This is a genomic window from Enterobacter sp. IF2SW-B1 (assembly GCF_001743375.1).
Lineage (GTDB): Bacteria > Pseudomonadota > Gammaproteobacteria > Enterobacterales > Enterobacteriaceae > Enterobacter > Enterobacter bugandensis.
This window is the reverse complement of the sequence record NZ_MJAA01000001.1, coordinates 135,442-148,273: the sequence shown is the minus strand read 5'-3', so window position 1 is coordinate 148,273 and position 12,832 is coordinate 135,442. Positions and strand designations below refer to the sequence as shown.

At 56.6% G+C, this 12,832-nt stretch carries 13 protein-coding genes; 3 read left to right on the top strand and 10 right to left on the bottom strand.

Going from position 1 to position 12,832, the window contains the following annotated elements:
• Positions 1-2: 2 nt before the first annotated feature.
• Complete coding sequence (locus tag A6013_RS00680; protein WP_069732361.1) at positions 3-1,037, bottom strand: AI-2E family transporter; 1,035 nt, start codon at positions 1,035-1,037, stop codon at positions 3-5.
• A 422-nt stretch (positions 1,038-1,459) separates the two neighbouring features.
• On the opposite strand from A6013_RS00680, the gene mdtJ reads away from it, so the two are divergent.
• Positions 1,460-1,822: a multidrug/spermidine efflux SMR transporter subunit MdtJ gene (gene mdtJ, locus A6013_RS00675; RefSeq protein WP_028012965.1), complete on the top strand. Its 363-nt coding sequence runs from the start codon at positions 1,460-1,462 to the stop codon at positions 1,820-1,822.
• Positions 1,809-2,138 carry a multidrug/spermidine efflux SMR transporter subunit MdtI gene (gene mdtI, locus A6013_RS00670; RefSeq protein WP_028012966.1) on the top strand — a complete coding sequence of 110 codons (330 nt, stop codon included), beginning with the start codon at positions 1,809-1,811 and terminating at the stop codon, positions 2,136-2,138. Before mdtJ ends, mdtI begins: the two co-directional genes overlap by 14 nt.
• A gap of 38 nt (positions 2,139-2,176) precedes the next feature.
• Here the strand turns inward: mdtI and A6013_RS00665 are convergent, their stop codons facing one another.
• From A6013_RS00665 to puuD, 9 genes are all read right to left on the bottom strand, one after another.
• On the bottom strand, positions 2,177-2,998 hold the full coding sequence (locus tag A6013_RS00665) for a serine protease (RefSeq protein ID WP_069732360.1): 822 nt from the start codon (positions 2,996-2,998) through the stop codon (positions 2,177-2,179).
• Positions 2,999-3,100: 102 nt separating this feature from the next.
• Positions 3,101-3,184 (bottom strand): hypothetical protein, encoded by an 84-nt coding sequence (locus tag A6013_RS27850; RefSeq protein WP_023617729.1) that lies wholly within the window; start codon positions 3,182-3,184, stop codon positions 3,101-3,103.
• Between the two features lie 93 nt (positions 3,185-3,277).
• The gene (gene asr / locus A6013_RS00660) at positions 3,278-3,652 is read right to left on the bottom strand and encodes an acid resistance repetitive basic protein Asr (RefSeq protein ID WP_032642591.1); all 375 of its coding nucleotides are present in this window, start codon (positions 3,650-3,652) and stop codon (positions 3,278-3,280) included.
• Between the two features lie 148 nt (positions 3,653-3,800).
• On the bottom strand, positions 3,801-5,288 hold the full coding sequence (locus A6013_RS00655) for a carboxypeptidase M32 (RefSeq protein ID WP_069732359.1): 1,488 nt from the start codon (positions 5,286-5,288) through the stop codon (positions 3,801-3,803).
• 150 nt (positions 5,289-5,438) lie between these two features.
• The gene (puuE, locus tag A6013_RS00650; protein ID WP_069732358.1) at positions 5,439-6,710 is read right to left on the bottom strand and encodes a 4-aminobutyrate transaminase; all 1,272 of its coding nucleotides are present in this window, start codon (positions 6,708-6,710) and stop codon (positions 5,439-5,441) included.
• Positions 6,711-6,735: 25 nt separating this feature from the next.
• Positions 6,736-8,016, bottom strand: coding sequence for an FAD-binding oxidoreductase (locus tag A6013_RS00645; protein ID WP_069732357.1), 1,281 nt, complete (start codon positions 8,014-8,016; stop codon positions 6,736-6,738).
• On the bottom strand, positions 8,013-9,506 hold the full coding sequence (puuC, locus tag A6013_RS00640; protein ID WP_069732356.1) for an aldehyde dehydrogenase PuuC: 1,494 nt from the start codon (positions 9,504-9,506) through the stop codon (positions 8,013-8,015). Before puuC ends, A6013_RS00645 begins: the two co-directional genes overlap by 4 nt.
• Before the next feature lie 157 nt (positions 9,507-9,663).
• Positions 9,664-10,221 (bottom strand): HTH-type transcriptional regulator PuuR, encoded by a 558-nt coding sequence (gene puuR / locus A6013_RS00635; RefSeq protein ID WP_013096835.1) that lies wholly within the window; start codon positions 10,219-10,221, stop codon positions 9,664-9,666.
• 25 nt (positions 10,222-10,246) lie between these two features.
• Positions 10,247-11,011 carry a gamma-glutamyl-gamma-aminobutyrate hydrolase gene (gene puuD / locus A6013_RS00630; protein ID WP_028012974.1) on the bottom strand — a complete coding sequence of 255 codons (765 nt, stop codon included), beginning with the start codon at positions 11,009-11,011 and terminating at the stop codon, positions 10,247-10,249.
• Positions 11,012-11,225: 214 nt separating this feature from the next.
• Between puuD and A6013_RS00625 the strand changes: the two genes are divergently transcribed.
• Complete coding sequence (locus A6013_RS00625) at positions 11,226-12,644, top strand: glutamine synthetase family protein (protein WP_024909135.1); 1,419 nt, start codon at positions 11,226-11,228, stop codon at positions 12,642-12,644.
• Positions 12,645-12,832 lie beyond the last annotated feature (188 nt).

Sequence of the window (12,832 nt, the reverse complement as noted above, 5' to 3'; positions counted from 1 at the left end):
GGCTATTGATGGCTCATATCGTTCAGCAGCACGGCGATGCTTTGCCCGCCCGCCGTCTGTTCCAGACCAATCTTCACGATGATGGTCAGCGGAACGGAGAGCAGCATGCCTACGGGACCGAGCAGCCAGCCCCAGAAAATCAGGGACAAAAAGACGACCAGCGTCGAAAGCCCCAGCCCACGCCCCATCATTCGTGGTTCAAGAATATTCCCGAATACCAGGTTAATCGCCAGATAGCCGGCCAGCAGAATCAGCGCATCATAAAATCCACTGAACACCAGCACCTGAAGAATAGGGGGGATTGCCGCCAGCACGGAGCCGATGTTAGGAATGTAATTGAGCGCAAATGCCAGTAACCCCCAGACGAACGCAAAGCGGACGTCCAGCGCCACCAGCATTCCCCAGACCACCACCCCGGTGACCAGGCTGATGACGGTTTTCAGTACCAGATAGCGTGAAACGCTGTCCAGCGCGCGCTGAATAGCTCCCATTCCTTCAACCGGACGAACCATGATTTGCTGTAACTTTGCGGGCAGCTGTGGCACCTCCAGCAGCATGAACACCACCGTTAAAAACAGCAGGAAAATGGAGGTCATGGCATTGGAAAGCTGCGTCAGCAGGCCTGTGACGATGGTCATGGCCGCATTAGGGTCGATATATTTAAGAAGCTCCTCAACCGAAACTTCTATTCCCGCGCGCTGAAGCCAGGGCTCAAGCTGCAGCAGCGGTATCGCCAGCGAGGAACGGTATTTCGGCAGCGTTCGCGCCAGTTCGTTCAGCGAGGTACCCAGATACGCAACCAGTAACACCATGGCGAAAATAATGACGCTAATTAGCAGAGTAATTGCCAGCACGCGCGGGATGCGCAGCCGCGTCATGCGCTGGACCAGTGGGTTAAGGATCACCGCAACAAACAGGGCCAGAATAAAGGGCACAATGATGTCGGCGGCAAAACGAACGCCCGTGAGTATGATCACCAGCATGCCCAGCATGATGACAATTTTTAACCCGTTGAGGGTAATAATGGGTTTAGCCATGGTGACTCCAAAAAACGCTTTTTATTTATAATAGAGGGTAAACGTCCTGCAATAAACTAACCAAAATCAAACGGGATGGGTAAAGAATTGAAAAGACTTTGAGTAAAATCTTCAGTTATGGTACAAATTTGGCGTGTTCAACTACCGAGGACAATTTTCATCCGCAAAGACGAGAAGCAACAACGCGGATAATTGTAATTTTATGGACAATTTGTTCAGGACCTATTCTTCAAACAACGCTGCTCTATTTTCTACCTCCTTCTGCCTGATTGCTGGTGAGCAACACTGGCGCACCGCACTATAGTCACCTCTTCTGCCTGAGCTGGCGCTACGCGCTTAGCTGTCTGATTTAATTTCATATTTTTTTGGTTTGCTGCATGCGGCGGGCCACGATGGATTATATTCTCAAGCAGGAGAAAAACATGTTTTACTGGATCTTATTAGCCCTGGCTATCCTCGCTGAAATTACCGGCACGCTGTCAATGAAATGGGCAAGCGTCAGCGAGGGCAATACCGGTTTTATTTTAATGCTGGTGATGATATCCCTTTCCTATATTTTCCTCTCATTTGCGGTGAAGAAAATTGCGCTGGGTGTGGCCTATGCGCTGTGGGAAGGGATCGGTATTTTATTGATTACCCTGTTCAGCGTTCTGATATTCGACGAAACATTAACAACAATGAAGGTCGCCGGGTTAACGACGCTGGTCGCGGGTATCGTGCTGATTAAATCAGGTACCCGTAAACCGACAAAACAGCAGAAGGAGCAGAACCATGCAACAGTTTGAATGGGTTCATGCGGCCTGGCTGGGCTTCGCCATCGTGCTGGAAATTCTGGCGAACGTTCTGCTGAAATTCTCTGACGGTTTTCGCCGTAAGGTTTATGGCCTGATGTCGATTGCCGCAGTGCTGGGGGCGTTCAGCGCCCTGTCACAGGCGGTCAAAGGTATCGATCTGTCCGTGGCCTATGCGCTGTGGGGCGGTTTTGGTATCGCCGCCACCCTGGCCGCGGGGTGGGTGCTTTTCGGGCAGCGTTTAAATAATAAAGGCTGGATAGGGCTGATCTTGCTGCTGGCGGGCATGATCATGATAAAACTCGCCTGATCAATCGGTAACCCTGATTCACAGACAGCCGCGCTGGCTTACTCTTTAGCCAGCGCTTCCAGCTTATCGCGAAAACCGGTGATGGATAAGGCCCGGTTATCGGCTCGCCAGCGGTCTTTCGCCGCCGGGGCGGAGCTTTGAACCCCAATCAACTGCCAGCCGTTATCGGTTTTCAGCATCAGCGGTGAACCGCTGTCGCCCGGCAACGTATCGCACTGATGGGAAAGCACGCTGGTCTGCGCCCAGCCCGTCACGATACAGTCCGTGTGGGTGTAAAGCGCATCCAGATGATCGACCGGGTAGCCTGACTGCGTTACCTTGCGGTCGGCGGCTTTCAGCGCGGCGGTGAGCGCCGCTTTATCGCCGTCAAATAACGGCAGCGGCGTAATGCCCGAAGGCGGGTAGCGCAAAATAATCAGGCCAAAATCCCACGAGGCTGCCGCGGGCGGCACAATCCAGCCGTCTCCATCCGGTTTAAGACGCTTCCCAAGAGAAGCATCAACCCGGCCTTCAATGCCGTGGATTTCATAGCGCCAGATCCCTTTTTGCGACACAAATCGTAAGACAACCGCTTTGTCTGGCTTACCGTTGGGTGGCGTCAACAGGCAGTGGCCCGCCGTCAGCGCTAATTGCGGGGTGATTAACGTCGCGGTACACAGGTTGCCGCTGGCGGTTTCCAGTTGGCCTATAGCGTCCCAGGGAGCCTGGGTAGGATCGGTGACGCGAGTACGATCGTCATGACCGAAAAAAAGCGTCTTTAGCTCTTTCGCGCTAATGGCGTTATCACCGCCATCATCCGCCTGTGAAAATCCAGAAAAAAGGCCAAACGTTCCCAGCAACAACACAACAGATTTACGCATATCACACTCTGGTGGGGGTAATTATGATTATTAAAAGTGAACCCTATGAAAATACTATAGACGGGACGGCGCTAAAGTGGGAGTAAAATCAGCGTGCTACAGTCAGGAAAGATAAAAGCGGCTTGCGATGAGCGCGCATAAAATAAGCAGGATAAGAATCAGCTCAAACCGATAGCGTCGCAGCATACGCCCTCCGGATAAAAAAAACGGCGCAGAACCTTTTCCGGTTCAGCGCCGGTTTACCAACGTGCCCCGCAGGGCACGGTTAAGCTTGTACGCTTACGCAGCTGGCTGTGCAGCTGGTTTAGCAGCTTCGTGTTTTACTGCTTTTTTGTGATGCTTTTTCGCAGCCTGGGCTTTCTGCTCTACGGCTGGTTTAGCGGCTTTCTTGTGGTGCTTTTTCGCAGCCTGAGCTTTCTGCTCTACGGCTGGTTTAGCGGCTTTTTTGTGGTGCTTTTTAGCTGCCTGCGCTTTTTGCTCTGCAGCTGGTTTAGCGGCTTTGTGGTGTTTCTTGTGATGTACGGTTTTTGCTGGCGCCGCGGTGGTCGTTGCAGCAGGCGCCGCAGCAGCTGGTGCAGCAGTGGTTTCAGCAGCAAACGCAGCAGAAGACAGACCCATAGCAGCGGCAACAACCAGAGCTAATACTTTTTTCATGTTCATACCCTCGAATTTGGTTTTTCATTTAACCCCACTGCGGGGCCGTTGAAATAACTATATCCCTGTAAATTCGGGGTTTCCGTGAGTGATTGGTATCGGCGTGTAACCATATGTACAAGGCCGGGGAAGAACCCCGGCCTTATCATTACAGGTAGCGTGAGGTCAGGTGTTCGCGGAAGTAGCGGATATTCAGATCTTCCCCCGTCGCCTGGGTGATTAACTGCGACGTGCTAAAGCGGCTACCGTGCTGCCAGATGTTCTGACGCAGCCACTCAAAGAGGGCGGAAAAATCCCCTTCAGCGATGGAGGACGCCAGTCCCGGAAGCGCGGTCTTTGCAGCATGGAACAGCTGCGCGGCATACATCGCGCCCAGCGTGTACGACGGGAAGTAACCAAACCCGCCGTCGGTCCAGTGGATATCCTGCATGCAGCCATTGCGGTAGTTGTCTTTGGTAGACAACCCGAGCCAGGCCTGCATTTTCTCATCCCACAGGGCGGGGATATCGTCCACCTCGATCTCGCCGTTGATCAGCGCGCGCTCAATCTCATAGCGCAGCACCACGTGTGCCGGGTAGCTCACTTCGTCGGCATCGACGCGGATATAGCCAGGCTTCACGCGCTGGTTCCAGGCGATAAAGTTCTCTTCGCTAAACGCCGCCTGACTGCCAAAGCGGGCGTGAACGGCAGGGAGGAGGTGCTTGAGGAAGGCTTCGCTGCGTCCCAGCTGCATCTCAAAGAACAGGCTCTGGGATTCGTGGATCGCGGTTGAGCGGGCCAGGGCAATAGGCTGGCCTGCCCACGCGCGCGGCAGGTTTTGTTCGTAGCGCGCGTGTCCGGTTTCGTGGATCACGCCAAACAGCGCGCTGAGCAGCTCGTCCTCATCATAGCGCGTGGTAATGCGCACGTCTTCCGGTACGCCGCCGCAGAACGGGTGCGCACTTACGTCGAGGCGACCGCCGTTAAAATCGAAGCCGAGCATCTTCATGGCTTCCAGACCCAGTTCGCGCTGGGTTGCTGTCGGGAAGGGGCCCTGCGGCGGGACGAACGATCGCTGAGCCTGTTTCTCCACCGCGCTTGCCAGCAGGTCCGGCAGCCAGGTTTTCATATCACCAAACAGCACGTCCAGGCGCGCGCTGGTCATGTCCGGTTCAAAAATATCCAGCAGCGCGTCGTACGGCGTACAGCCTTTGGCTTCTGCGCGCAGGCGGGCTTCTTCACGGCTGAGTTTCACCACTTCTTTCAGGTTGGCGGAAAAGCCCTGCCAGTCGTTCGCGGGACGCTGCGTACGCCAGGCGTGCTCGCACCTGCTGCCCGCGAGAGATTTGGCTTCCACCAGCGATTCCGGCAGCAGGGTAGCCTGCTGATACTGTCGCGTCATTTCGCGCAGGTTGGCCTGTTCGACGTCATTCAGATCTTCACCTGCCGCCGCTGCTAACAGGTCGCCGACTTTTTTATCGGTCAGGATCTGATGTTGCAGGACGCTCATCTCTGCCAGCGCTTCACCGCGCGCGGCGCTGCCGCCGGGCGGCATCATGGTGAACATGTCCCAGCTGGCGATCGAGGTAAGGTGCGAGAAGCGGGAGAGGCGCTGGAAGGTTTTCACAAGTGACTGATAGGCTGATGTTTTTTGCAATTCTTATTTCCTCTTGCCGGGGAAGTGTTTCAGGGAGCATACAATGAAACAGACCAAATTCCCCAACATTTCCCACACGGAGGAAATCTGTGCCGATCTCCTCCGTTGAAACCGTCCCCGGCATTCCGGGTGACGGTTTTCGGTGGGCACTCAGGACTTATCACGCATGACCTGCTGCAGGATAGCCAGCGCCTGGTTGAACTGGGCATCCGGAATGGTCAGCGGATAAAGGAAGCGGATCACGTTGCCGTACTGGCCGCAGATCAATAACAGCAGGCCCTGGGCGAGCGCCTTTTGCTGGATCGCCTGCGCGATGGCGGCCGAAGGCTCACGGCTCTCGGGATCAAAAAACTCCGCCGCAATCATCGATCCTCTTCCCCTTATCGCCACGAGCGCAGGGAAGGTGCCCTGAATCTCCTCCAGCGTGGCTTTCAGTCGATCCCCCAGATGGCAGGCGCGGGCGCACAGTGACTCGTTGTCGATAATATTCAGCACCGCGTGCGCGGCGGCCACCGCAAGCGGGTTGCCTGCATAGGTCCCCCCCAGACCGCCGGGCGCCGGCGCGTCCATGATTTCGGCGCGACCCACCACGCCAGACAGCGGCATTCCGCCTGCCAGGCTTTTCGCCATCGTCATCAGGTCGGGCTTGTCCACGTAGTGTTCCATGGCAAACAGTTTACCCGTACGGGCGAAGCCGCTCTGCACTTCGTCGGCAATCATCACGATCCCGTGCTCATCACAGATTCGGCGGATGGCGGCCACCAGCTCTGGCGGGGCGACGTTGAATCCGCCTTCACCCTGAATGGGTTCAAAAATAATCGCCGCCACCTGTTTCGCCTCAATATCCGCTTTGAACAGGCGTTCTATCGCCGTGATGGCATCCTGCGTCGTGATGCCGTGCAGCTCGGAGGGATACGGCACGTGATAAACCGACCCCGGGAAGGGGCCAAATCCCAGCTTATAAGGCGCGACCTTGCCGGTTAAGGCCATGGTCATATAGGTTCGGCCGTGGAAGCCTCCGCCGAAGGCAATCACGCCCGGTCTGCCGGTGTGGGCCCGGGCGATTTTAATGGCGTTTTCCACCGCTTCCGCGCCCGTGGTGAAGAACGCCGTTTTGGCCGGGCTCTGCACCGGGGCCAGCTCGTTAAGTTTCTCAGCTAATGAAACATAGCTTTCATACGGCACAATCTGGTAGGCCGTGTGGGTGAACTGGTGAAGCTGTTTTTCCACTGCGGCCACCAGTTCAGGATGACGATGGCCGGTATTCAGCACCGCGATCCCGGCGGCGAAATCAATATAGTCGTTGCCTTCCATGTCGGTGAGGGTGGCATTCTCCGCCGTGCGGGCAAAGAAATTACACATTACGCCTACGCCGCGCGGGGTGGCAGAAAGTCTGCGCTGATGAAATTCCTGGTTACTCATGTCAGATACCCTTTTGTCGAAACGATCATACGCCAAGACGATCGCGCAGGCTGTAGTACGCCGCGCCCATCGCCGTGAATGGAATCCGCAGGCTGCGACCGCCCGGGAAGGGGTAGTGCGGGAGATTGGCAAACGCATCAAAGCGCTCAGCGTCACCGCGCAACAGTTCCGAGATCAGCCGTCCGGCCAGATGGGTGCAGGTCACGCCGTGGCCGCTGTAGCCCTGCATGTAATAGATGTTTTTATCCAGACGGCCAAACTGCGGCATACGGGACAGGGTCAGCAGGAAGTTGCCCGTCCAGCGGTAGTCGATTTTGACGCCTGCCAGTTGAGGGAAGGTTTTCAGCAGCTTTGGCATCACCAGGCGCTCGACATCGTCCGGATCGCGCGCGCCATAGACGACGCCACCGCCGTACAGCAGGCGGTTGTCGGCGGTGAGGCGGTAGTAATCCAGCAGATAATTGCAATCTTCCACGCAGTAGTTATTGGGGATCAGCGTGCGGGCGACCTCTTCCGACAGCGGGGCGGTGGTCACCACCTGGGTGCCGCAGGGCATGCTGCGTTTTGCCAGCTCCGGTTCTATCTTATCGCCCAGATAGGCATTCCCGGCGACGATCACGTAGCGGGCCGTGACCTGGCCATGCTGCGTGCTTACTACTGCCGGGCTGGTGTGCTGAATGGCGGTCACCGGAGACTGTTCATATACACGCCCACCGTTCAGGCGAATGGCGTCCGCTTCGCCGATCGCCAGGTTCAGCGGATGAATGTGCCCCCCGCTGCGGTCCAGCAGCGCACCGGTATAGCGGTCGCTGTCGACTTCCCGGCGGATGGCGCTGGCGTCCAGCAACTCCAGCTGCGTGTTGCCGTAGCGTTCCCAGTTGGACTTTTGCTCCTCCAGCGTCTCCAGCTGCTTATGATTTAGTGCCACAAACAGCCCGCCGGGACGATAGTCGCACTGGATCTGATAGCGCTGGATACGCTCCCGAATAATTTCCCCGCCTTCAAACATCATGCTCCCGAGCACTTTGGCGGCATCGGGCCCGTAGTTTTTCTCGATCACGTCGATATCGCGGCTGTAGGAGTTAACCAGCTGGCCGCCGTTGCGTCCGCTGGCGCCGAAGCCGATGCGCGCCCCTTCAAGGAGCACCACGTCGTAGCCCATTTCGGAGAGATGTAGCGCGGAGGAGAGGCCGGTATAGCCGCCGCCCACCACGCACACGTCACAGCTGATCGACTCGTTAAGCGTCGGGAAAGGTTCATAAGCATTCGCGCTGGCCGCGTAGTAGCTGGTGGTATGTTCGGTCATGATTGAGGCTCCAGGGCAATCCAGATGGTTTTCAGTTCGGTAAATTTTTCCAGCGCGTGCAGGGACTTATCGCGACCGTTGCCGCTCTGCTTATAGCCGCCAAAGGGGACGGTCATGTCACCGTCGTTATAGTTATTGACGAAGACCGAGCCGGCTTTCAGGCGGCGGCTCATGCGGTGCGCGCGGGAGAGATCGCGGGTCCATACCGCCGCGCCAAGCCCGTATTCACTGTCGTTGGCCAGCGTTAAGGCTTCCTCTTCGGTTTTAAAACGGGTGATGACCAGCACCGGCCCGAAAATCTCTTCCCGGCACAGCGGGGAGGCAGGGTCGATGTCGACAAAAATGGTGGGACCGACTGCGGAAGGCCATGATTGTTCCCGCCCGTCCAGCAGCAGCGTACCTTTCCGGGCTCCCTCGCGAATAAACGTGTGGACGGTATCGGCGTGCGCAGCGTCGATGAGCATGCCCATCGTGCTGTCGGGGTCGAGCGGATCGCCAGGCTGCCAGTGACGGGCCTGCGCTTTCAGCCTTGCCAGAAAATCATCGGCGATGCTGTCTTCGAGCAGCAGGCGGGTACCGGCGATACAGACTTGCCCCTGGTTGTAAAAAATCCCGGCGGCGGTCGCGCTCACGGCCTTGTCCATGTCCGGACAGTCGGCAAAGATAATGTTGGCGCTCTTGCCGCCTGCCTCCAGCCAGACGCGCTTCATGTTGCTTTCTCCCGCGTCCTTCAACAGCTGCTTGCCGGTACGGGTAGAGCCGGTAAACGTCAGCACTTCGACCTCCGGATGCAGTGCCAGCGCCTGGCCCGCTTCGTGGCCGTAACCGCTTATCACATTCAGCACGCCGTCCGGCAGGCCCGCCTCTTTCGCCAGCCCGGCCAGGCGCAGGGCGGTGAGCGGTGATTTCTCCGACGGTTTTAATACCACGCTATTGCCCGCGATCAGCGCCGGGCCCAGCTTCCAGCAGGCCAGCAGCAGCGGGAAGTTCCAGGGGACGATGGCCGCGACAACCCCGATCGGCTCGCGCACGATCATCGCCAGCTCGCCCGGACCCGTAGGCGCCACTTCGCCGTAGACTTTATCCGCCGCTTCGGCGTACCAGCGAATGGCGCGAGCCGCGCCGGGAATATCGTCGCGCAGGCTGTGGCGGATGGGTTTACCGGTGTCCAGCGTTTCCAGTAAGGCCAGCTCTTCGCCGTGGCGCTCCATCAAATCGGCGAGCTTATTCAGCACGGCCTTGCGCTGCGCCGGAGACGCCTGTGACCAGTCGCCGCGCTCAAATACCTCACGTGCGGCCTGAACCGCGTGGTTCACGTCCGCCTGCTTGCCCCGGGCCACGTTCGCCAGCGTCTGTTGGGTAGCGGGATTGACGGTTTCAAATGTGGCATTATCGGCGGCGTCACAATAGGCACCGTTAATAAATAACCGGGTCTCAATGGCGCTGTTTTTTGCTTTATCCTGCCAGTAAGTCAGGTGCTGAAAATGCATATTCACTCCTTTCTTTCGCAATCAGATAAATAAAGGCATGGCCGTTTCAGGCAATACGAAGCCGTGGGGCATCCCGGTAATTAACCCGTTGAATGCCGACATTGATCGTTTTTATTTGTCCCGGCGTAAGCGCGCTTACGCCGGGACTGAGTGGTAATTAGAACGTGGTGGGGGTGTGGGCACTGATAATGCGGCAGATGCCTGCCGAGGTATTGCTGAAGCTGTGCGGTATGCCGGTATTGATGGCATAGCTCTGCCCTGCAACCAGGTGATAAGGCTGGCCATTAATGGTCAGCACTATTTCACCTTCCAGTATCGTACCGATCTCCTCACCCTGATGTTTGATCCTCTCTCCGGTCGTGGTTCCAGGCTGGTAAGTTTCAAAAATCATCGCCAGCGTACGGTTCGGATTTCCGTTATGAACCAGCTTCATCGAAACCCCCTGACTGCCTATTTCGATAAGGTCTTCCTGATTAATAACCACCTGCGGTTCATCAGGTTTTTCCGGTTCCGAAAAGAATTCCGAGAGCGACAGCCCATAGACTTTCAGCAGCTTTTGCAGCGTACTGATGGCAGGACTCACTTTGTCCTGCTCAATGGTGCTGATGGCACTGTGTGTTAACCCAGACAGTTCGGCGGCACGCCGCTGCGAGAGACCCAATTGCTGGCGGATCTCAGACAGACGTTTCCCTGGCGCCAGTCCGTCATCGCTCATAGTTGCATTTCCTTTACGGTAGTGGTCAAAGCCGTTGCTTCTCGGCAATGTGGCTTTGACAGGCGGTGATAAAACCATCAAACAACATACGTGAGAGGGCGTACTCGCTGCTGTTCCATTCGGGGTGCCATTGCACGCCGAGGGCAAAAGGGTGGTCATGAACGCTGACCGCTTCGACCAGCCCGTCCGTCGAACGGGCCTCCACGCGAAGCCGTGGTCCTAACGTTCGTGCACCTTGCCCGTGTAACGAGTTTACCCAAAATGTGTTACAGCCTGGTATTAATTGAGACAGCAGTCCTCCCTCCTGAACCTGAACCTCATGAGAAGGGGCGTATTGTAGCTCAACCGGCAGTTCAGGATCTTCCCGGTGTTCAAGCAGGTCGTTCTGCTCGAACAGGCGGCGATACAGCGTCCCTCCCGTCGCAACAACCAGTTCCTGCAGCCCCCGGCAGATGGCGAAAATGGGGATGCGCCTTTCGAGCGCGGCGGCAATCAGCGCCATACTCAGAAGATCTCGCCCGGGATCGGCGTCAGGCTCATCGCCGTTTTCACCATAAAGGTGCGGCTGCACGTTACTTGGGCTGCCCGGCAGGTAAATCCCGTCCAGGGTTGGCAGCAGAGCGGTAAGTAGCTCTGGCTCTGCCAGCGCATGGGGTAAGGCAATCGGTAAGCCCCCCGCGTTAATAATGGCATTCAGGTACTTTTCTTGCAGGGTCTGGGTCTCATGACCCTTAAGCCTGTTTCTGCACATCACTACGCCAATAACTGGCTTGTTCATTATATTTTCCATGATCGCCCTCACAAAGTGGACTAAATTTAGGCCATTCTCGCCTGTGAAACGGCCTTTTCGTTCAATATTTTCTCAATCTAGCAACGGGATCTGCCTTTTGCAAACTTAATTTAACATTTGACAAACAATTTGTTTGCATACAGATTCGATAGGGTGGACATTATATTTGACAGTCCAGAGCAGCGAACGCAAATCCCAAAAACGGTGGTAAATCATGGAAACCAATATCGTAGAAGTTGAGAACTTTGTGCAGCACACGGATGAGAGGCGGGGCAGCGCCTTTACGCAGGAAGTGAAGCGCTATTTAGAAAAGTATCCTGACACCCAGTTTATTGATGTCCTTCTGACCGACCTGAACGGCTGTTTTCGCGGCAAGCGCATCCCGGTTGCCGGACTGAGCAAGCTTGAAAAAGGCTGCTATTTCCCGGCATCGGTTTTCGCCATGGACATTCTGGGTAACGTCGTGGAAGAGGCGGGCCTGGGGCAGGAGCTCGGCGAGCCGGACTGTATCTGCGTGCCGGTACCGGGCACCCTGACACCGTCCGCCGCTGACCCGGAATACATTGGTCAGGTGCAGCTCACCATGGTTGATGAAGATGGCGCTCCCTTTGACGTTGAGCCGCGGAACGTACTCAACCGACTCTGGCAGCAGCTGCGCCAGCGCGGTCTGTTCCCCGTGGTAGCGGTAGAGCTGGAGTTCTATTTACTTGACCGTAAGCGCGATGCCGACGGCTATCTGCAGCCACCCTGCGCGCCGGGCACCGACGTACGTAACACGCAGAGTCAGGTCTACTCGGTTGATAACCTGAACCACTTTGCTGACGTGCTGAACGACATTGACGAACTGGCGCAGCTGCAGCTGATCCCCGCCGACGGGGCCGTGGCTGAGGCCTCCCCGGGCCAGTTTGAAATTAACCTGCATCATACGGAAAACGTGCTCGACGCCTGCGATGATGCGCTGGCGCTAAAACGTCTCGTCAGGCAGATGGCGGAAAAACATAAGATGCACGCCACGTTTATGGCAAAGCCGTATGAAGAGCATGCAGGCAGCGGGATGCATATTCACATCAGCATGCAAAACAACCGAGGCGAAAACGTGCTCGCAGACGCCAGCGGCGAGGATTCCGCGCTGCTGAAACGCGCGCTGGCCGGGATGATCGATCTGATGCCTGCGTCCATGGCGCTGCTGGCGCCGAACGTCAACTCCTACCGCCGCTTCCAGCCGGGAATGTACGTGCCGACGCAGGCGTCATGGGGACACAATAATCGCACCGTTGCCCTGCGTATCCCCTGCGGCGATCGCCATAACCATCGGGTCGAGTACCGGGTGGCGGGAGCAGACGCGAATCCGTATCTGGTGATGGCGGCGATTTTTGCCGGCATTCTACACGGGCTGGATAACGATTTACCCCTGCAGGAAGAAGTGGAAGGCAATGGCCTGGAGCAGGACGGACTGCCGTTCCCGATTCGTCAGAGCGATGCGCTGTGGGAATTCATGCAAAACGATCATCTTCGCGAGCGGCTGGGCGAACGTTTCTGCCACGTCTATCACGCCTGCAAAAATGATGAATTACTGCAGTTTGAACGCCTGATTACCGAAACAGAAATTGAGTGGATGCTGAAAAACGCCTGATGACGTGCCCCGGTAAGGGGCCGCTTTGTTTCATCGCATACGTATCACCAAACGGCCTGCGCGGAGCCTGGCCGAAACGTTCGCTGGCACGCCAGCTATCTCCCGGGAGTCGCGTTATGGAGCGCAGGCGGCACAGGGACTTTCTTAACGACACTGTGTGACGAGGTAGGAAATGATGCAGATGTTCA

Bases quoted from the DNA above. Each gene is read 5' to 3' on its own strand.
- A6013_RS00680 (WP_069732361.1), bottom strand. From the start codon at position 1,037: ATGGCTAAACCCATTATTACCCTCAACGGGTTAAAAATTGTCATCATG.
- mdtJ (WP_028012965.1), top strand. From the start codon at position 1,460: ATGTTTTACTGGATCTTATTAGCCCTGGCTATCCTCGCTGAAATTACC.
- mdtI (WP_028012966.1), top strand. From the start codon at position 1,809: ATGCAACAGTTTGAATGGGTTCATGCGGCCTGGCTGGGCTTCGCCATC.
- A6013_RS00665 (WP_069732360.1), bottom strand. From the start codon at position 2,998: ATGCGTAAATCTGTTGTGTTGTTGCTGGGAACGTTTGGCCTTTTTTCT.
- A6013_RS27850 (WP_023617729.1), bottom strand. From the start codon at position 3,184: ATGCTGCGACGCTATCGGTTTGAGCTGATTCTTATCCTGCTTATTTTA.
- asr (WP_032642591.1), bottom strand. From the start codon at position 3,652: ATGAAAAAAGTATTAGCTCTGGTTGTTGCCGCTGCTATGGGTCTGTCT.
- puuE (WP_069732358.1), bottom strand. From the start codon at position 6,710: ATGAGTAACCAGGAATTTCATCAGCGCAGACTTTCTGCCACCCCGCGC.
- A6013_RS00645 (WP_069732357.1), bottom strand. From the start codon at position 8,016: ATGACCGAACATACCACCAGCTACTACGCGGCCAGCGCGAATGCTTAT.
- puuC (WP_069732356.1), bottom strand. From the start codon at position 9,506: ATGCATTTTCAGCACCTGACTTACTGGCAGGATAAAGCAAAAAACAGC.
- puuR (WP_013096835.1), bottom strand. From the start codon at position 10,221: ATGAGCGATGACGGACTGGCGCCAGGGAAACGTCTGTCTGAGATCCGC.
- puuD (WP_028012974.1), bottom strand. From the start codon at position 11,011: ATGGAAAATATAATGAACAAGCCAGTTATTGGCGTAGTGATGTGCAGA.
- A6013_RS00625 (WP_024909135.1), top strand. From the start codon at position 11,226: ATGGAAACCAATATCGTAGAAGTTGAGAACTTTGTGCAGCACACGGAT.